Origin of the sequence: Actinosynnema sp. NPDC020468 (assembly GCF_040642015.1) — a bacterium.
In the GTDB taxonomy this organism is placed as follows: domain Bacteria; phylum Actinomycetota; class Actinomycetes; order Mycobacteriales; family Pseudonocardiaceae; genus Actinosynnema.
In genome coordinates, this window is sequence record NZ_JBFAEO010000061.1 from 1 (window position 1) to 17,354 (window position 17,354).

Annotated in this window: 21 protein-coding genes; 6 read left to right on the top strand and 15 right to left on the bottom strand. The window is 72.3% G+C overall.

Annotation, left to right across the window (positions count from 1 at the left end; genetic code table 11):
- Positions 1-132 precede the first annotated feature (132 nt).
- Positions 133-1,116 (bottom strand): FAD-dependent oxidoreductase, encoded by a 984-nt coding sequence (locus AB0G50_RS31480; protein ID WP_360116150.1) that lies wholly within the window; start codon positions 1,114-1,116, stop codon positions 133-135.
- Positions 1,117-1,193: 77 nt separating this feature from the next.
- Here AB0G50_RS31480 and AB0G50_RS31485 point away from each other — a divergent pair, with 77 nt between their 5' ends.
- Positions 1,194-1,355, top strand: a complete 162-nt coding sequence (locus AB0G50_RS31485; protein WP_360116017.1) for a hypothetical protein — start codon at positions 1,194-1,196, stop codon at positions 1,353-1,355.
- Between the two features lies 1 nt (position 1,356).
- Here the strand turns inward: AB0G50_RS31485 and AB0G50_RS31490 are convergent, their stop codons facing one another.
- Both AB0G50_RS31490 and AB0G50_RS31495 read right to left on the bottom strand, forming a co-directional pair.
- Positions 1,357-1,692, bottom strand: a complete 336-nt coding sequence (locus tag AB0G50_RS31490) for a nucleotide pyrophosphohydrolase (RefSeq protein WP_360116021.1) — start codon at positions 1,690-1,692, stop codon at positions 1,357-1,359.
- Complete coding sequence (locus AB0G50_RS31495) at positions 1,689-2,597, bottom strand: AraC family transcriptional regulator (protein WP_360116024.1); 909 nt, start codon at positions 2,595-2,597, stop codon at positions 1,689-1,691. The genes AB0G50_RS31490 and AB0G50_RS31495 overlap by 4 nt, the downstream gene beginning before the upstream one ends.
- Before the next feature lie 71 nt (positions 2,598-2,668).
- Between AB0G50_RS31495 and AB0G50_RS31500 the strand changes: the two genes are divergently transcribed.
- Positions 2,669-3,457, top strand: a complete 789-nt coding sequence (locus AB0G50_RS31500) for an NAD(P)H-binding protein (RefSeq protein WP_360116027.1) — start codon at positions 2,669-2,671, stop codon at positions 3,455-3,457.
- Here AB0G50_RS31500 and AB0G50_RS31505 read toward each other — a convergent pair.
- The 4 genes from AB0G50_RS31505 to AB0G50_RS31520 form a co-directional block, all read right to left on the bottom strand.
- Positions 3,424-4,308, bottom strand: a complete 885-nt coding sequence (locus AB0G50_RS31505) for a hypothetical protein (RefSeq protein ID WP_360116030.1) — start codon at positions 4,306-4,308, stop codon at positions 3,424-3,426. The genes AB0G50_RS31500 and AB0G50_RS31505 overlap by 34 nt on opposite strands.
- Positions 4,309-4,335: 27 nt before the next feature.
- Positions 4,336-4,689, bottom strand: coding sequence for a peptidase inhibitor family I36 protein (locus AB0G50_RS31510; RefSeq protein ID WP_360116033.1), 354 nt, complete (start codon positions 4,687-4,689; stop codon positions 4,336-4,338).
- A 114-nt stretch (positions 4,690-4,803) separates the two neighbouring features.
- Complete coding sequence (locus tag AB0G50_RS31515; protein WP_360116153.1) at positions 4,804-5,364, bottom strand: DUF72 domain-containing protein; 561 nt, start codon at positions 5,362-5,364, stop codon at positions 4,804-4,806.
- Entirely contained in the window at positions 5,365-5,496 is a 132-nt protein-coding gene (locus tag AB0G50_RS31520) for a hypothetical protein (protein ID WP_360116036.1), read from the bottom strand.
- A gap of 47 nt (positions 5,497-5,543) precedes the next feature.
- Between AB0G50_RS31520 and AB0G50_RS31525 the strand changes: the two genes are divergently transcribed.
- Positions 5,544-6,281: an arylamine N-acetyltransferase gene (locus tag AB0G50_RS31525; RefSeq protein WP_360116039.1), complete on the top strand. Its 738-nt coding sequence runs from the start codon at positions 5,544-5,546 to the stop codon at positions 6,279-6,281.
- On the opposite strand, the gene AB0G50_RS31530 is transcribed toward AB0G50_RS31525, so the two are convergent.
- The 6 genes from AB0G50_RS31530 to AB0G50_RS31555 form a co-directional block, all read right to left on the bottom strand.
- Positions 6,220-6,996 carry a DUF72 domain-containing protein gene (locus AB0G50_RS31530; protein WP_360116042.1) on the bottom strand — a complete coding sequence of 259 codons (777 nt, stop codon included), beginning with the start codon at positions 6,994-6,996 and terminating at the stop codon, positions 6,220-6,222. The genes AB0G50_RS31525 and AB0G50_RS31530 overlap by 62 nt on opposite strands.
- Before the next feature lie 40 nt (positions 6,997-7,036).
- Positions 7,037-7,486, bottom strand: coding sequence for a hypothetical protein (locus AB0G50_RS31535; RefSeq protein ID WP_360116045.1), 450 nt, complete (start codon positions 7,484-7,486; stop codon positions 7,037-7,039).
- Positions 7,487-7,626: 140 nt separating this feature from the next.
- Entirely contained in the window at positions 7,627-9,738 is a 2,112-nt protein-coding gene (locus AB0G50_RS31540; protein ID WP_360116048.1) for a 3-hydroxyacyl-CoA dehydrogenase NAD-binding domain-containing protein, read from the bottom strand.
- On the bottom strand, positions 9,735-10,955 hold the full coding sequence (locus tag AB0G50_RS31545; protein ID WP_360116051.1) for a thiolase family protein: 1,221 nt from the start codon (positions 10,953-10,955) through the stop codon (positions 9,735-9,737). Before AB0G50_RS31545 ends, AB0G50_RS31540 begins: the two co-directional genes overlap by 4 nt.
- 82 nt (positions 10,956-11,037) lie before the next feature.
- Positions 11,038-11,487 carry an ABA4-like family protein gene (locus AB0G50_RS31550; protein WP_360116054.1) on the bottom strand — a complete coding sequence of 150 codons (450 nt, stop codon included), beginning with the start codon at positions 11,485-11,487 and terminating at the stop codon, positions 11,038-11,040.
- A complete protein-coding gene (locus tag AB0G50_RS31555) occupies positions 11,484-12,371 on the bottom strand; it encodes a hypothetical protein (RefSeq protein ID WP_360116057.1) in 888 nt (295 codons plus the stop codon). Before AB0G50_RS31555 ends, AB0G50_RS31550 begins: the two co-directional genes overlap by 4 nt.
- Before the next feature lie 91 nt (positions 12,372-12,462).
- Between AB0G50_RS31555 and AB0G50_RS31560 the strand changes: the two genes are divergently transcribed.
- Positions 12,463-13,086 (top strand): MerR family transcriptional regulator, encoded by a 624-nt coding sequence (locus AB0G50_RS31560; protein ID WP_360116060.1) that lies wholly within the window; start codon positions 12,463-12,465, stop codon positions 13,084-13,086.
- 49 nt (positions 13,087-13,135) lie between these two features.
- On the opposite strand, the gene AB0G50_RS31565 is transcribed toward AB0G50_RS31560, so the two are convergent.
- A complete protein-coding gene (locus AB0G50_RS31565) occupies positions 13,136-14,299 on the bottom strand; it encodes a dipeptidase (RefSeq protein ID WP_360116063.1) in 1,164 nt (387 codons plus the stop codon).
- Between the two features lie 317 nt (positions 14,300-14,616).
- Between AB0G50_RS31565 and AB0G50_RS31570 the strand changes: the two genes are divergently transcribed.
- Both AB0G50_RS31570 and AB0G50_RS31575 read left to right on the top strand, forming a co-directional pair.
- Positions 14,617-15,270 (top strand): response regulator transcription factor, encoded by a 654-nt coding sequence (locus AB0G50_RS31570; RefSeq protein ID WP_181320591.1) that lies wholly within the window; start codon positions 14,617-14,619, stop codon positions 15,268-15,270.
- Between the two features lie 67 nt (positions 15,271-15,337).
- Complete coding sequence (locus AB0G50_RS31575) at positions 15,338-16,618, top strand: ribonuclease D (protein WP_360116066.1); 1,281 nt, start codon at positions 15,338-15,340, stop codon at positions 16,616-16,618.
- A gap of 159 nt (positions 16,619-16,777) precedes the next feature.
- On the opposite strand, the gene AB0G50_RS31580 is transcribed toward AB0G50_RS31575, so the two are convergent.
- On the bottom strand, positions 16,778-17,326 hold the full coding sequence (locus AB0G50_RS31580; RefSeq protein ID WP_360116069.1) for a DUF3000 domain-containing protein: 549 nt from the start codon (positions 17,324-17,326) through the stop codon (positions 16,778-16,780).
- Between the last annotated feature and the right edge of the window lie 28 nt (positions 17,327-17,354).

The following is a 17,354-nucleotide window of genomic DNA, read 5'->3' on the forward strand; positions in this document are numbered from 1 at the left end:
TACTGCACTCGTGAGGGTGTGGGAGAGTAGGACGCCGCCGAACATTCTTTCCCTTCGGGGCACCTGGTTTATCCGGGTGCCCCGAAGGGCTTTTTTGCGTTGATGGCCCGGCGGAACGCCGCGGCGGCGTTCCTAGGCCAGTTTCTCGGCCAGCGCGCGACCCAGCAGGGTGCCGGAGAGCCAGGCCGTTTCCACCTTCGGCGAACCCCACGCGTCGCCGGCCACGCCCACCAGGTCGTCGCCGAGGAAGAACGGGGCCGGGTTGGGGGTGGTCGGGGTGGCGAAGGTCCACCGGTGCACGTGGACGCGCGCGGCCGCGGGCAGGGTCAGCAGCTCGCGCACCGCGCCCTCGATGTCGGCCGCGGCCTCCGGGGCGTCGGCGACGAAGCTTTCCGCGAACTCGTGGCCCGTGTGGGCCACCAGGACCGGCGCGCCGTCCCCGCGCCTGCTGCCGTCGTCGAAAACGGCGCGCAGCACCGGGTGGTCGTTGACGAAGACGCCCTTGAAGTCCTCCCAGGAGCGGTCCGGGTACTCCAGGGTCGCCACGAGCGCCGGACGCCAGCCCTGGCCGTCCACGGCGTCCCGGACGGCCGTCAGCCGGGGGTCGAGGAGGCGCGCGGCCTGCGGGCCCGGCATCGCCAGCACCACGGCGTCGACCGCGGTGCCGTCGACGCGGGGGCCGGGCTCCACCCACTCCACGGCGGACCGCACCCGGACGTCCAAGCCGGACGCCAGGTGCTCCACGAGCGACCGCAGGCCACCGGGCGCCGCCCACCGGGCCGGACCCGTGGTGCTGCTCCACCCGGAGCCGTCGTGCACCGCCAGGGTGTCCGTCCACTCGCGCGCGAGGCCCGCCTCGCGCCACTGCGCGACGACCGCGGCGAACCGGTCGTCCGACACGGTGAAGTAGCCCGCACCGATGTCCGCCCGCCGATCGCCGTAGCGCTTGCTCGCCATCCGCCCACCCGGCACGTGCCCGCGCTCGAGGACGCGCACAGCGACCTTGGAATCGACCAGGGCACGGGCGCACGCCGTTCCGGCGACACCGGCACCCACCACTACGACACTCACGGCCACCCCTGCTCGGTGAACGGTCACCGTCCGGCCGCGCCACACCGCTGTCCGGCTGACACCGGGCGGGCGTGCGGGTGACACGACCGGAGTGATCTGGTGATCACTCCTACGTTAGTCCCATGAGCAATGGGTTGTGGGAGGTCGCGGTGCCGTGGCGAGCGCGAAGACGCCCGGGCAGGCATGCCCGGTGCAGACCGCCGGGTCCGTCGCCGTGGGCGCCCGTGGTGCTGGCCGCGATCCTCCTGGTTTCCCTGATCCTCCTGCTGCTGACCTACGTGTAGGTCACTCGACGGGCTCCAGCGAGCCGGTCGGGAACCGCTTCTCGTTCCGCTCGATCTTCGCGAAGGCCGCCTCGACGAGGTCCACGTCGAGCTTGTCGGCCAACCGCACCAGGTAGTGCACGACGTCCGCGAGTTCGTCGCGCACGTTCCACGCCAGCTCCGGGTTCGCCATCGCGTTCGCCGCCTCCTCGGGCGTGAGCCACTGGAAGAGGTCCGTCAGCTCCCCGACCTCCCCGGACAACGCCATCACCAGGTTCTTCGGCGTGTGGTAGCGGTCCCAGTCGCGGGCGGCGGCGAAGCGGCGCAGCGCGTCGCGCAGGTCTTCGAGCGAGTTCATACCCGCACTGCTACCACACGCCGTTCGCTGGGCCGCACACCGCGCACCCTCTTGAACGCCGTGCTGAAGGCGAACCCGTCGCCGTACCCGACGGCGCGGGCCACCGCGTCGACCGTGGCGCCGGGTTCGTCCAGCAGTGCCGCGGCCAGGTCCATCCGGTACTCGGTGAGGTAGGTGAGCGGCGGCGCGCCCACGAGCGCCGTGAAGCGCTTGGCCAGCAAGGCCCTCGACACGCCGGCGACGGCGGCCAGGTCGGCGACCGACCACGCCCGGCCCGGTTCGTCGTGGACGGCGCGCAGGGCCGGTCCGACGACGTGGTCGCCCAGCGCGAGGTACCAGCCGGGCGCGTCGGCGCGGGTGTCGAACCACTCGCGCAGCGCGAACACGAGCAGCAGGTCCAGGATGCGGTCGAGCACGGTGTCCTGGCCCGGCCGGTCCTTGGCGATCTCCTCGGACAGCAGGTCGAGCGCGGGGCACGGCCCGTCGGCGCACGGCACGACGAACGCCTTCGGCAGCGCGTCGAGGAGCCGGTGCGGCACGCTGCCGTCGACCTCGTAGCTGCCGGTGATCACGGTGGTGTCGCCGCGGTCGGCGAGGCCGTAGGTGCGGGTGCCGCGCGCCCACCGCGCGCAGTCGTCGCGGGCGAGGTCGGCCTGCGGCGGGGTCGCGGGGTCGTCGGCGAGCACGAACCTGGTGCGCCCGCGGACGAAACCGACGTCGCCCGCGGTGAGCCGCTGCGGCTCGTGGCCCTCGGCGTGCAGCCAGCCGTCACCGCCGACCACGACGACGACGGTCAGCACCGCGGTGGGCGCGAGGCGCAGCGACCACGGCGGCGACGCGAACGAGCGGCACAGGGTCGCGCTGCGCGCGTGCACGCCGCGGAGCAGGTCGGTGAGAGCGTCCACGTGGACGATTGAACATGGAGTCGCGGGTTTCGACCATGGGCGGTCCGGATCCGCGTTGGTTTCCTTGGTGCATGACGATTCTGGTGGTGGGCGGCACGGGCAAGACGGGTCGCCGGGTGGTGGCGGGGTTGACCGACGTGCGCGCGGTGTCGCGGTCCTCGGAGCCGAGGTTCGACTGGTACGACCGGGACACGTGGGCGCCGGTGCTCGACGGGGTGTCGGCGGTGTACCTGGTGCCGCCCGCCGACTCGCTGTCCGACGCCGAGGTGAAGGCGTTCGTGCCGCAGGCGGTGGCGGCCGGCGCGCGGCGGATCGTGCTGCTGTCGGCGCGCGGGATCGACCCGGCCGACGGGCGCGAGGCGGCGGTGCGGGAGTCCGGAGTGGACTGGACGGTGCTGCGGCCGACGTGGTTCCACCAGAACTTCAGCGAGGACATGTTGCTGCCGCAGTTGCTCGCGGGGGAGATCACGTTGCCGGGCAAGGGGAACGGAGCTCATCCGTTCATCGACGCGCAGGACATCGCGGACGTCGCGGTGGTGGCGCTGACCTCCGAGGGGCACGCCGGTCGGGTGTACGAGCTGTCGGGTCCGGAGGCCTTGTCGTTCCAGGACGCGGTGGACGTGATCGGGCGGGAGTCGGGTCGGATCGCGAAGATCGTGGACAGCCCGCCGGAGCCGTTCACCGCGTCGTTGGCCGGGTACGGGTTGTCGGCGGAGTACGCGCAGGTGCTGACCTACTCGCTGCTGGCCATCCGGGAGGGTCAGGACGCGCACGTGTCGGACGTGGTGCCGCGGGTGCTGGGTCGGCCGGCGCGCTCGTTCGGCGACTACGCGCGGTCGGTGGTCGGCGCCTGGGCGTGATAGCCGGGTACCGGGGCGACGCCGGGCCTGGTCTCGCCCCACGGGCCGGCGTCGGGTGGGCGCGGCTGCTCCTCGACGGCGCGGGCCGGCCAGAGGGCGTCGCGCCAGGCGTCGAGGAGGCCGGCGACGCCGCGCTTGCGCTCGGTGCGGGTGACGTCCTCGGGGTTCGCGGGCGCGTGCGGCCACCACCGGGCGGCGGCCGCGGTCGGCCTGGTGGTGGCCTTGGCGCGGGCGGCGATCCGGCGGGTGAGGAACGCGGTGATCGGCTCGGTGGCGCCGTAGGTGGTCAGGAGCCACTGCTGGCCGGCGCCGACGATCCGGACGACCGCGCCGCGTTCCACGACGGTGGTGCTGGTGTTGGGCAGTCCCCACCGCGTGTGGTCGGTCATCGTGCCGGCCTCGACGAACTCGACGCGGTGGAACGGGATCACCAGTCGGGCGGGCGCGCGGTCGTCGCCGGGTGGGGCCAGCTGCTCGTAGAACAGCGCGCGGCCGCCGACCCGGAGCCTGCTGCCGTCGCGGGTGGGCAGCACGACCTCGACCGGGGAGCGGGCCAGTGCCGCGGAGCCGAGCGGGGTGACCAGGCCGCGCACCCGCCACGCCAGCGTGGTGGCGACGAGGACGGCCAGGAAGACGGGGTAGGAGTGGAAGGTGTAGGGCAGGGCGGCGACCAGGACGGGCAGCCACCACAGCTCGGGCTTGCGCCACGCGTACCCGAACAGCGCCACCGCGAGCCAGACCGGCCACGCGGCGGGCGTGCGGAGGTCGACGTCCGACAGCAGCGCCGGCGCGAGCAGCGCGGCCACGAGCACCGGCACGGCCACGGCCCAGCGGGCGAGCGTTCCCAACACACCCGTGACGCTATCGGGTGACGGCGGTCAGGGTTGCCACACCTGGACGGCGCGCACCACGAACGGCGCGTCCGGGACGTAGGTGCCGTGGCCGGGGTAGGTGGTGAAGTCGGCTTCGGTCGAGCACGTCGGGCCCTGGTACACCGTCACGTCGCGGGTCAGCCGGTTGACGAACGAGCGGGCGGGCGCGGCGAGCGGCACGCAGCTGCCCGGGTTCGCGGTTTCCACGTCGAGCACCTGGCGCGCGCCGGTGTAGGAGGGGCCCGTCCAGACGCAGAACTCGCCGCGCTCGCAGCCGTCCTGCTGCGCGGCGGCGGTGCCGGTGGACGCGAGCGCGCCGACCGTGATCGCCACCGCGCCCAGCACCGTCCGAGTCGACATCCCGATCACCTCCACGACCGCCAGGGTCGGGCTTCTCCGGCCGCTGTGGGCGCGCGGCCGTGCCGGTTCACCCGATTGTGTGGGCGCGTCGCGCGTCCGGCCAGTCGGGCCGGGTCAGGTCCGGCGCGGTGGCCCGACGTGGGCTGGCCAGCGCCGGGGCGCCGTCACCTTGGCGTCGTTGTCGAAGTGGGCGTGCACGTCGTGGGTCCGGGACTCCGCGCGGCCCAGGGCCTCGTCGGTGTAGCCGCCGGCGTACAGCTCGTCCTCGCCGTGCAGGCGGACGTGGACGAAGTCGGCGGTGAGGTGGGTCGGCCCGGGTAGCGGCCGGCGGTGTCGGCGACGACCAGGGCCACCCGGTGCTCGCGGAGCAGGGCGGGCAGGCGGCAGCACGGCGAAGAACGACGTCAGCGGGTCCGGGTCGAACGCGGGGGTCGGCGGCAGCTGCCACCGCACGGGCCCGAGCTTGGCGCCGAGTTCGAGCGCGCCCGAGGCGAAGAACGTGCGCACGGGCTCCTCGGCGTCGCGCAGGCGCTTCATGTGGGTGATGAACCGGCCGCCCTCGACCGCGGACACGAAGTCGTCGGGGGTCGCCGCGTGCCAGGCGCGGAAGTCGGCCGGCGTTTCGAGCGAGTGGAACGTGCCGTTCGGCTCGACCGAGTCGACCCGGCGGGACAGCTACTCGAGTTCGTGCCGGTGTGCCGGGCCCTCGGGGTAGAACACGCCGCGCCGCGGCGGGTACACCCAGCCCGAGGTGCCGATCCGGATCACCCGGCCGTCGTGCACGGGCGGGTGCGCGGCGCGAGTCACGTCGACGTGGACTTGACCTCCGGTGGGGTCCGGGGTGGATTGGGCACATGGACCAACAGGCTGTGGCCGCCTACCTCGACCGCATCGGGGCGACGCGGGCGGACGGGGTGCGGGAACTGCACGGGAAGCACCTGGCGGCGGTGCCGTTCGAGAACCTCTCGATCCACCTGGACGAGCCGATCGAGCTGACCCCCGACGCGGTGGTGGCGAAGATCGTCGACCGGGGCAGGGGAGGTTTCTGCTACGAGTTGAACGGCGCGTTCGCGCAGTTGCTGCGGGCGCTGGGGCACGACGCGGTGATGCTGAGCGGCAAGGTGCTGGGGCCCGCCGGGTTCGGGCCGCCGTTCGACCACATGGCGCTGCGGGTGGGCGACCTGCTGGTGGACGTGGGTTTCGGCCGGTTCGCGGTCGGGCCGCTCGACCTGGCGAGCCGGGAGGACCAGCTCGACCCGGCCGGGGTGTTCCGGCTGGTGGACACACCCGAGGGCGACGTGGACGTGCTGCACGACGGGGTGGTGCAGTACCGGCTCGAACTCCGGCCGCGCGCGCTGGAGGAGTTCCGGGCGGCGTGCTGGTACCAGCAGACGTGGCCGGGGTCGAAGTTCCGGGAGGGCGCGATGTGCTCGCTGCCCACCGACACCGGGCGGATCACGGTGGCCGGGTCGAAGCTCGTGGTGACCGACGGCGAGGTCAAGCACGTGGAGGACCTGGACGACCAGGGGGTCATCGACGCGCACGCGAAGTACTTCGGGATCCACCTGGACCGGGTTCCGCGGTTGGCGTGAGGCGGTCCGCGAGGGCGACGGCGTCGTGCGGCGCGGCGCCGTCCATCGTGTTGTCGAAGTACGCGAACACGTCGCCGTCGGCGGCGAGTTCCCGGATCCGGCCGGCCCAGCGGGTCAGCGCCACGTCGTCGTAGTGGCTCCGGTACAGCTCGCGGTCGCCGTGCAGGCGCACGTAGCCGAAGTCGGCGGTCGGCCGGTCGGGTTCCGGCCACCGGCCGCCCGACGACGGCAGCACGAGCGCGATGTTCCGGTCCCGCACCAGGTCCACGAAGGACTCGTCGGCGAAGCCCGGGTGCCGGGGCTCGACGGCGTGCCGCAGCGGGGGCAGGGCGTCCAGGAACGCGGTCACCCGGTCGCGGTGGAACGGCAGGCTCGGCGGAAACTGCCACAGCACGGGTCCGAGCTTCGGCCCGAGTTCGCGCACGCCCGAGTCGAAGAACTCGGCCACGGTCTCGGCGGCGTCGCGCAACCGGCGGGTGTGGGTGACCTCGCGGTGGCCCTTGACCGCGAACACGAACCCCTCGGGCGTGCGGTCGCGCCACGAGGCGTAGTCGGCGGGGGAGCGCAGGCCGTGGAACGGGCTGTTCAGCTCGATGGTGGTCAGGCGCCGGGACAGGAACTCCAACTCCAGCCGCTGTTGCAGCCCGCGCGGGTAGAAGTCGCCGCGCCACCCCGGGTGGTGCCAGCCTGAGGTGCCGATCCGGATTTCACCCACGGTGACGAGGTTGCCCGTCGGAGTGACCGTCAAACCGGGGTCAGAAGCCGGCACCGTCCAACGCTCCGGAGACCACGAGGTCCACCCGGACCTGTTGCGGGTCACGGGCCAGCGCCTCCGCGCACGGGCACTGCGCCAGGTCCGCGCCGCACAGGTACACGCCGAGCACCCGCAGGCTGCGCGCGGTGTGCCGCAACCGCGCCGCGCCGCGCAGGTGGACGTGCCCGTAGACGGCCTTCGCCAGCTGGTACGGCGCGCCCGGGCCGAGGTCGACGCACGCCTGGCTGTCCAACTGCTCGGCCACGTGCGCGATCGGCCGGCACCCGCACGACCGCACCGCCCGCACCAGCCGCTGGTCGAGCCGGGACACCAGGCGGGCGGCGACCTCCTCGCGCCACGACCGGTCCGCGCGCAGGAACGCCACCAGCTCCTCCACCCGCACGGGGTCGTGGTGGGCGCGGCGGACACGGGCTCTGCGACGTGCGGTCATGATCTCAAGATCAGGGTCGGGCCGCCGATGTGAGCGGCACTCACCCGGCTGCCGGGTCGTGACACTCGCTCGCAGCAACGTGCCCGTGACGCAGCGCGCCCGGCCACCGCGGTGACCGGGCGCGCGTCGAACCGGAACCGTCAGGCGGGGACCGACGCCACGCCGGGCGCGAGGAACCGCTTGCCGGTGACCTTCTCGGCAATGCCCGAGCGGTCCAGGTACGGGGTGATGCCGCCGAGCCAGAACGGCCAGCCGGCGCCTAGGATCATGCACAGGTCGATGTCCTGCGCCTCCGCCACCACGCCCTCGTCCAGCATGATCCGGATCTCCTCGGCCAGCGCCTCCAGCGCTCGCGCGGCCACCTCGTCGCCGGTGAGCGGGTGATCGCCGAACTTCCAGAGCGCCTGCACCTCGGGGTCGACGGTCTGCGCGCCCGCGGCGTCCCACTGCCACACCGCGGTCTTGCCCGCCGCCACGAACGCCTTCATGTTGTCCGACACGGCGAACCGGTCCGGGAACGCGCCGTGCATGGTGCCGGCCACGTGCAGCGCGACGGCCGGTCCGACCAGTTGCAGCAGCACCAGCGGCGACATCGGCAGACCCAGCGGCTCGGTGGCCCTGTCCGCGACCTCGAAGGGCGTGCCCTCGTCGATCGACTTCACGACCTCGCCCATGAACCGGGTCAGCAGCCGGTTGACCACGAACGCGGGCGCGTCCTTCACCAGCACCGAGGACTTCTTGAGCTGCTTGCCCACCGCGAACGCGGTCGCGAGCGTCGCGTCGTCGGTCTGCCCGGCGCGCACGATCTCCAGCAGCGGCATGACCGCGACCGGGTTGAAGAAGTGGAAGCCGACCACGCGCTCCGGGTGCTCGAGCCCGGCGGCCATGTCGGTGATCGACAGCGACGACGTGTTGGTCGCCAGCACGGCCTCGGCGGAGACGAACTCCTCCACCTCGGCGAACACCTTCCGCTTCACGTCCAGGTCCTCGAACACGGCCTCGATGACGAAGTCCGCGTCCGCGAAGGCGGCCTTGTCCAGCGAGCCCGACACGAGCGCCTTCAACCGGTTCGCCTTGTCGGGCGACACCCGGCCCTTGCCCAGCAGCTTGTCGACCTCGGCGTGCACGTAGCCGACGCCCTTGTCCACCCGCGCCTGGTCGATGTCGGTGAGCACCACCGGCACCTCCAGCCGGCGGGCGAACAGCAGCGCCATCTGCGAGGCCATCAGGCCCGCGCCGACGACGCCGACCTTGGTCACCTTGCGCGCCAAGGACTTGTCCGGCGCGCCGGCCGGCCGCTTGGCCCGCTTCTGCACCAGGTCGAACGAGTACAGCCCGGCGCGCAGCTCGTCGCTCATCACCACGTCGGCCAGCGCCTCGACCTCGGCCGCGTAACCGCGGTCCAGGTCGTTGTCGCGGGCGATCTCCAGCAGTGCCAACGCCTTCAGCGCGCCCGGCGCGGCGCCCTTGGTGCGGCCGTCCACGATGGACTTCGCCCGGGCGACGGCCGCGTCCCAGCCGGCGCCGCGGTCGATCTCCTTGCGGGAAGGGGAGATCTCACCCCGCACCACCTGGGACAGCCAGCGCAGCGACTGCTCCAGGTAGTCCGCCGAGTCGAACAGCACGTCCGCGACACCCAGGTCCAGCGCCTGCTTCGGGGTCAGCATCCGGTTCTGGTTCAACGCGTTCTCGAAGATCACGGTGACCGCGGCGTCGGGCCCGATCAGGTTCGGCAGCAGCTGCGTGCCGCCCCAGCCCGGGAAGAGGCCGAGGAACACCTCGGGCAGCGCGATCGCCGCGGCGTTGGACGCCAGCGTGCGGTAGTGGCAGGACAGCGCCAGCTCCAGGCCGCCGCCCATCGCCGCGCCGTTGACGAACGCGAACGTCGGCACGGTCGACTCGGTGAACCGGCGGAACACGTCGTGGCCGAGCTGCCCGATCGTCACCGCCTGGGAGCGCTCGGACGCGCCGCCCACCGCGGTGAGGTCCGCGCCGACGGCGAACACGAACGGCTTGCCGGTCACCGCGATCGCGACCGGCGACGCGGCGGCCGCCTCGTCGAACGCGGAGTTCAGGCTCACCAGCGACTGCGGGCCGAACGTCGACGGCCGGGTGTGGTCGTGCCCGTTGTCGATGGTGATCAGCGCGACCGGGCCGGTCAGCCCGGGCACGGTGATCAGCCGGGTGCGCGCGAGGGTCACGACCTCGTCGGGGAAGAGGGCCTTGGCCTCGTCGGCGGTCAACGTGGTCACTTGGCTTCTCCGTTCCAGTGGGGGTTCTCCCAGATGACCGTGCCGCCCATGCCGATGCCGATGCACATGGTCGTGATGCCGTAGCGCACGTCGGGCCGCTCGGCGAACTGCCGCGACAGCTGGGTCATCAGCCGCACGCCCGAGGACGCGAGCGGGTGGCCGATCGCGATCGCGCCGCCCCACTGGTTGACCCGGGGGTCGTCGTCGGCGATGCCGAAGTGGTCCAGGAACGCCAGCACCTGCACGGCGAACGCCTCGTTGATCTCGAACAGGCCGATGTCCTCGATGGACAGCCCGGCCCGCTTGAGCGCCTTCTCGGTGGCGGGCACCGGTCCGACGCCCATCACCTCCGGCTCGACACCGAGGAACGAGTAGCCCACGAGCCGCATGCCGATCGGCAGGCCCAGCTCCCGGGCGGTCTCCTCCTCGGCCAGGATGCAGCCGGTCGCGCCGTCGTTGAGGCCGGCCGCGTTGCCCGCGGTGACCCGGCCGTGCGGGCGGAACGGCGTCTTGAGCTTGGCCAGGTCCTCGACGGTGGTGCCGGGACGCGGCGGCTCGTCGGCGGTCGCGAGGCCCCAGCCGTGCTCGGCGGAGCGGGTCGCGACCGGCACGAACTCCGGCCCGATCCTGCCGTTCTTCACCGCGTCGGCGTACTTGGCCTGCGAGGCGGCGGCGTAGGTGTCCGCGCGCTCCTTGGTGATGGCGGGGAACCGGTCGTGCAGGTTCTCCGCCGTCGAACCCATGACGAGCGCGGACGGGTCCACGATCCTGTCGGACAGGAACCGGGGGTTGGGGTCGACGCCCTCGCCCATCGGGTGCCGGCCCATGTGCTCGACGCCGCCCGCGATCACCACGTCGTAGGCGCCGAACGCGATGCCGCTCGCCGAGGTCGTGACGGCGGTCATCGCGCCCGCGCACATCCGGTCGACCGCGTAGCCGGGCACCGACTTGGGCAGACCCGCCAGCAGCGCGGCCGTGCGGCCGATCGTGAGGCCCTGGTCGCCGATCTGGGTGGTGGCCGCGATCGCGACCTCGTCCACCCGGTCCGGCGGCAGCTCCGGGTGCCGGCGCAGCAGTTCGCGGATCACCTTGACGACCAGGTCGTCGGCACGGGTTTCCGCGAAGATCCCCTTGGGGCCGGCCTTGCCGAACGGCGTGCGCACGCCGTCCACGAAGACCACGTTCCGAACGCGTGCCGGCGCTACTGGTGCGGCCACGGCGTCTCCTCCGCTTGTGGTGACGTTCTGTCCCGACCGCGTGTGGCGTCCTACCGATCGGTAACCCCAACTCTAGTCCCTGTTACTGGTCGGTAACCACCGAGGTCGCCCTGTCGGGTGTGTCACAGCGCCACCGGATGACCAGGAACACCAGGAACCCGAAGGGGGACAGGATGATCGTGCCCAGCAGGAGCGGGCCCATCACCAGCGGGTGCACGCCCAGCCGCCTGCCCTCCCGGTACATCCACGCCCCGATCAGCAGGTCCCACGCGATCACCTGCGCCCACACCGCCGACGCGCCCCAGGACGAGCCCAGGAACTCCCGGAGCTCGCCGAGCTCCGGACTGCTCATGGTGGCCCACAGCTCCGGGAGGTGCCCGGCGACCAGTCCGGTGTAGAGGACCAGCGGCGGCACCGCGATGAGTGGCGACGAGGCGATCCGGAGCGTGCCCGACCAGGTGGGCGCGAAGATCATCAGACCCCAGAACGGCACCGTGAGCCAGAAGGTCAGCTCGAACAGGAACCCGGTCACGCCGCCACCGCCTGCTTCCTCCGCAGCCCCACCAGCACCGCGCCGGCGGTCCAGCCGACCACGACCAGCGCGCCCAGCAGCGTCGCGGTGTCCGGGCGGAGCAGGGCCTGGCCGCGCAGAGCCTGCCAGGTGACGAGCGCGGTCAGGCCGAGGTAGCCGATCGACACGCCCCAGATCAGCCGCGTGGTCGCGCGGCCGGCGAGCAGCAGCGCGATCAGCGGGATCACCTGGAGGGCGTGGATGCCGACGAAGTGGCCGATGCGCAGGTCGCCGCCGTCGGTGGCCCAGCCGGTGACGGCCATCGTCGGACCGCCGTCCGGCACGCCCACCACGTGCGAGCCGAGGATGCCCTTGGCCGGGTCCTGACCCGGCGGGACGTTGCGCGGCATGAACATGCCCAGCGCGAGGCCGATCAGGGCGACGAACAGGCCGAGTCTGATCGCGAGGCCGGCCACCCGGTCGGCGAACGGGGTGAAGACGAGGATGAGGGAGATGACCAGGTGCATCAGCCAGACCGTCACGATCGTGCCGGCCATCGCGTTCCACAGGGCCTGGTCGAAGGGGGTCGCCACGTTGAAGTGGCTCTGCTTGCCGCGCACGACCTGGCCGACGATGATCACCATCTCCACCGTGCCGCCGAGGGCGATCAGCGTGCCCGCCCACCGGGCGGTGCGGGTGAAGCGGGTGACGAACGTGAGCATCCAGGTCAGCGTCACCGCGTACAGGGCGAGGGACACCGCGAACTTGAACGGCTTGAGCCAGATCGGGTCACCGAGCAGTGTGCGGTCGTCGGCGACCAGGCCGACCACCGAGGCCAGCGTCAGGGCGGTCATGAGCAGCGCGAACAGCATCAGGGGCGGGTGGGACCGGAACAGGCGGACCATGGCGTCTCCCAGTTGTGGATAGCAGCACTTTCTACTATCGGATAGCTACAGTATCCATACTGAGGAAGCTCTCAGGGAAGGAGGGCGTGCCGTGCGCATCGCCGAACTCAGCCGCCGGACCGGCGTGCCCGTGCCGACGATCAAGTACTACCTGCGTGAGGGCCTGCTCCCCGCGGGCGAGCTGACGAGTCCGAACCAGGCCCGCTACGGCGAGGCGCACCTGCACCGGCTGCGGCTGGTGCGGGCGATGGTGGAGACTGGGGGCTTGTCGATCGCCGCCGTCCGGGACGTGCTCGGCGTGCTGGACGACCCGGACAAGTCGCTGCACAAGGCCATGGGCACGGTCACCGCCGCGGTCGCGCCGCCCAACCTGGACGACTCCGACGAGGTCGCCCGCGAGCAGGTGCGCGAGTTCCTGGAGTCCCGGGGCTGGCACTGCAACCCGAAGTCGTTCGCCTTCAAGTCACTGGTGAGCGTGCTGACGACGGCGCGCGAGGTCGGCCACCACGAGTTCTTCCGGCAGCTCGACACCTACGCCGAGGTCTGCCTGCGGCTGGCGGAGGCGGACCTGGACTACGTCTTGGGCGCGCCCAACCAGGACGCGGCCTTGGAGGGCGTGGTGGTCGGCTCGGTGCTGGGCGACGCGGCGGTGGCGGCCGTCCGCAGGCTGGCCCGCCGGGAGCTGTCCTCCCGCCTCACCGCGCCGGAGTGCTGACCGGGATCGGGCCCGGCGACGTGCGGACGTCGCCGGGCCCGCGCCGGGTCTAGTCGTTGTCCCGCAGCACGCGCAGGGCGTTGCGGCCGGCGAGCTTCGCGCAGTCCGCCTCGCTCCAGCCCCGGTCGAGCAGCGCGCCGATCAGGTTCGGGTAGGTCGACACGTCCTCCAGGCCCGTCGGCAGCTCCTTCACGCCGTCGTAGTCGCCGCCGAGGCCGATGTGGTCCACGCCCGCGACCTCGCGCGCGTGCTCGACGTGCGCGACCACGTCGTCCAGCGTCACGGCGGGCGGCGGGTTGCGGGTTTCCCACTCGGCCGCGAACCGGTCGCGGGCCTCCAGGTCGTTGTGCCGCTCGCCGGCCTGGGCCATCGCCTCCTTCAGGTTCTCGTCCCACTGGGCGAGACGCGGCGACACGAAGGCGGGCACGAACGTGATCATGCAGACGCCGCCGTTGGCGGGCAGCCGCTCGAGCACGTCGTCCGGAACATTCCGAGGGTGATCGGCCACTGCCCTACAAGAGGAGTGGCTGAACACGATGGGCTTAGTCGACACGTCCAGGGCGTCACGCATAGTGGTCGGCGCGACGTGCGAAAGATCGACAAGCATGCCGATCTCGTTCATCACCCGAACGACGTCGCGGCCGAACGCCGTGAGCCCTCCGTGCACGGGCTCGTCGGTCGCCGAATCGGCCCACGGGGTGTTCTCGTTGTGGGTGAGGGTCATGTACCGGACGCCGAGCCGGCGCAGGGCCCGCAGCACGCCCAGCGAGCCGTTGATGCTGTGGCCGCCCTCGGCGCCGAGCAACGAGGCGATCCGACCCGAGGCGAACGCCGCCTCGGCCTCGTCCGCGGTCGTTGCCAACGCGAGGTCGTCCGGGTTCTCCCCGATCAGCCGGTGGACCAGTTCCACCTGCTCCAGCACGGTGGTGACGGCTGCGTCGCCCGCCAGCCGGCAGGGGATCCACACGGACCAGAACTGGATGCCCAAGCGGCCCTGCCGGGCGCGGGCGAGGTCGGTGTGCAGTCCGGGAACGAGGGCCCGGAGGTCGATTCGGGACGCGTCGAACGCTACGTCGACAGGCGTTGACTTTTCACCGATTTCCCGGCCCGCCACCCGGTCCCGGAGTGCCCACGGGAGGTCGTTGTGACCGTCCACGAGGGGGCTCCCGGCCAGCAGTTCCGCTGCACGATCTCGACCTGTGGTGCTCGCCACCCGCAACTCCTCTGTGTCGTCATGAGCGGAACTCGCGTTACCGCCCCTATCTGATTGTCATCCGATCGTGTGACAACGGAGGCCCGCAGTGACGACTCATTCGCGATAGATACCCGATTGATCGTCCCGTAGACCCGCTTGGGCGGCTACGCTGCCCCAGACGACACCACTTTCGGTCGATCAGTGGCGCGGCTGATTGGCCGAAAGTCCCGGTGCCGGTCGGGGGGCACGACCGACTCCAGGGAGGTAGTGACGTGGCTGCCGTCGGCTTAGGTCAGGCCGTTCGTACCACGCCAGCCGGCACGTTGCCGGCGAACATGGTCCCGCACCCGCGGGAGGAGCTTTTTTCGGTGTTGGTGGTCGACGACCACCCACTGCTGAGGGAGGCGATATCGGCTCGGCTCACCCAGATGGGAGCCGGGACAGTGCATGAGGCGGCTTCGGTCGCGGAAGCTCGGGCGCGGGCTCTCGCCACCGGACCGTGTGATCTCGCGATCCTCGATCTGGGTCTGCCGGACGGAACCGGCATCGACCTGGTCACGGAACTCCGTGCCCAGGGCTGGCCCCGCATCGTGGTCCTCGCGTCCTCCGACGACCCCTACGCGGTCAGGTCGGCCTTCCAGGCGGGCGCTCAGGCGTACCTCCTGAAGTCGGCCTCGCCGATGGTGGTCACCGACGGAGTGCGCAGGGTCCTCGACGGCGGCGTCTACGCGGACCCGAGCGTGGCTCCCGTGCTCGCCGCGGGAACGCGCGTGCCGGGCACCGACAACACGCCGCGGGAACTCTCCGCGCGTGAGGTCGAGGTCCTCCAGCTGGTCGCCGATGGCCAGAGCAACAAGGAGATCGGCGAGGCACTGAGCCTGTCCGCGCTCACGGTGAAGTCTCACCTGTCGCGGATCGGGCGCAAGCTGGGCACCGGGGACCGGGCTCAGATGGTGGCGCTGGCCATGCGTGCCGGCGTGATCCGCTGAGCAGGTCAACACACTGAACCGGCCGAACACACCCGCGAGTGGTGCGTTCGTCGTAGGGTCATCCGCCGTGGATGTATCCGCCGACGAGCCAACCGAACCAACCGGAGCTGATCCGGTACCACTGACGGAACCCGCTGACGGGGTTCCGCCCGTGGTGGCCGACGCCCCGTCGCTGCAACGTGCCGCGGAAGCGCTCGCGGCGGCGACGGGACCGGTCGCGGTGGACACCGAGCGAGCCTCGGGCTACCGCTACTCGCAACGTGCCTACCTGGTGCAACTGCGCCGGGAAGGCGCCGGGACCGTGCTGGTCGATCCGATCGCCCTGGGTGGTCGGATCGACCCGCTGATCGCGGCACTGGACGGGACCGAGTGGGTGTTGCACGCGGCGTCGCAAGACCTGCCGTGCCTCGCCGAACTGGGCTTGAGTCCGAGCGCGTTGTTCGACACCGAGCTGGCGGGCAGGCTGGCCGGTTTCGAACGGGTGGCACTGGGCACGCTCGTCGAGCGCCTGCTCGGCTATCGACTGGAAAAGGGGCACGGCGCGGCCGACTGGTCGCGCCGTCCTCTTCCGGCCGACTGGCTGAACTACGCCGCGCTCGACGTGGAACTGCTGGTCGAGCTGCGCGACGTGCTCGAACAGGAACTCAAGCGGCAGGGCAAGCTGGAGTGGGCGCTCGAGGAGTTCGAGGCGGCCAGGCTGGCTCCCCTGCCGCGTCCGCGCGCCGAGCCGTGGCGCCGGACGTCCGGCATCCACAAGATCCGCAGCCCGCGCCAGCTGGCGTCGGTGCGGGCGCTGTGGGAGGCCCGGGACTCGGTGGCCCGCGAGCGCGACATCGCGCCCGGCCGGGTGCTGCCGGATTCCGCGCTGGTCGAGGCGGCCGTGCGCAACCCCCCCGACGAGGCCACGCTGTCCGCGCTCCCGGTGTTCCGGGGCCGGGCGCAGCGCCGGATGGTGGGCGTGTGGCTGGGCGCGTTGCAGAAGGCCGCCGCGCTGCCGCGCGCCGAACTCCCCGAGCCGTCCCAGCAGCACGACGGCCCGCCGCCGCCCAACCGCTGGGCGGACAAGGACCCGGCCGCCGCCGCCCGACTGGCCGCGGCCCGCACGGCGCTCGCCGCCGTGGCGGAGGCGAACACCCTGCCGGTGGAGAACCTGCTGCTGCCCGACCTGGTGCGCCGGACCTGCTGGCAGCCGCCGGCGGACACCTCGCCGGAGAGCGTGGCGGCCGTGCTGCGCGAGGGCGGTGCGCGGAACTGGCAGATCCGGCTGACCGCGTCGGTGCTCGCGACCGCGCTGGACACCCCGCCACCGCCGGAGCCGGTCAAGAAGGCCGAGCAGGTCAAGAAGTAGGCGCTCGCTCCGGCACCCGAACGCAGGACCCGGGGTGCCGGAGCGCCCGACCCGCACGCAGGACTCGCGTGACCCGACCGGACGACTCGCCGGTCCCGACCGCGCGACTCGTGGTGCCCGGGTGGAGGACTCGCCCGGCCCGACCGCGCGGCTCGCGGGTCAGCGGAGGGTGGAGATGCCCACCGGTGGCAGGCCCACCGCGGTCGCCATCAGGTCGTAGAAGGCCTGGGCGTGCGGGGACAGGTCCGCGTCGGCGGCGGTCCAGGAGGCGCGGAGTTCCAGGTCGTCGGTTCGCGCCGGCCCCGCGATGTCGCCGAAGCGGGCCGAGGAGGTCTGGGTGACGGTGCCGCCCAGGGCGCGGAAGGCCGCGCCGGTCTCCTCGAGCGATTCCGCGAGCCAGGACCAGCCGACCTCGGGCAGCAGCGGGTCCGAGGCCAGTTCCGGGTCGACCTCCACCCGCACGTACGCCACCACCCGGAACACGCCCGACCACGCCTCGACGCCCTCGGGGTCGTGCAGCAGCACCAGCCGGCCGGTGGACAGCTCGTCCCCGGGTCCGGTCACCTCGGCGGTCAGCGCGTACGCCCACGGCGCGAGCCTCTGGGGCGGTCGCACCTCGGTCAACTCCAGTTCCGGCCGGACCCGCACCGACCGCAGGGTCGCCACCGCCCGCCGGAACAGTTCGGGCTCCGCCGCCACTCCGGTCACACACGGACTGTATGCCTCGAACCCCGTC

What these genes read in the sequence shown, in the direction of transcription:
- AB0G50_RS31555 (WP_360116057.1), bottom strand. Translation starts at nt 12,371, where the DNA reads ATGGTCCGCCTGTTCCGGTCCCACCCGCCCCTGATGCTGTTCGCGCTG.
- AB0G50_RS31525 (WP_360116039.1), top strand. Translation starts at nt 5,544, where the DNA reads ATGGACCAACAGGCTGTGGCCGCCTACCTCGACCGCATCGGGGCGACG.
- AB0G50_RS31535 (WP_360116045.1), bottom strand. Translation starts at nt 7,486, where the DNA reads ATGACCGCACGTCGCAGAGCCCGTGTCCGCCGCGCCCACCACGACCCC.
- AB0G50_RS31500 (WP_360116027.1), top strand. Translation starts at nt 2,669, where the DNA reads ATGACGATTCTGGTGGTGGGCGGCACGGGCAAGACGGGTCGCCGGGTG.
- AB0G50_RS31490 (WP_360116021.1), bottom strand. Translation starts at nt 1,692, where the DNA reads ATGAACTCGCTCGAAGACCTGCGCGACGCGCTGCGCCGCTTCGCCGCC.
- AB0G50_RS31510 (WP_360116033.1), bottom strand. Translation starts at nt 4,689, where the DNA reads ATGTCGACTCGGACGGTGCTGGGCGCGGTGGCGATCACGGTCGGCGCG.
- AB0G50_RS31485 (WP_360116017.1), top strand. Translation starts at nt 1,194, where the DNA reads ATGAGCAATGGGTTGTGGGAGGTCGCGGTGCCGTGGCGAGCGCGAAGA.
- AB0G50_RS31570 (WP_181320591.1), top strand. Translation starts at nt 14,617, where the DNA reads ATGGTCCCGCACCCGCGGGAGGAGCTTTTTTCGGTGTTGGTGGTCGAC.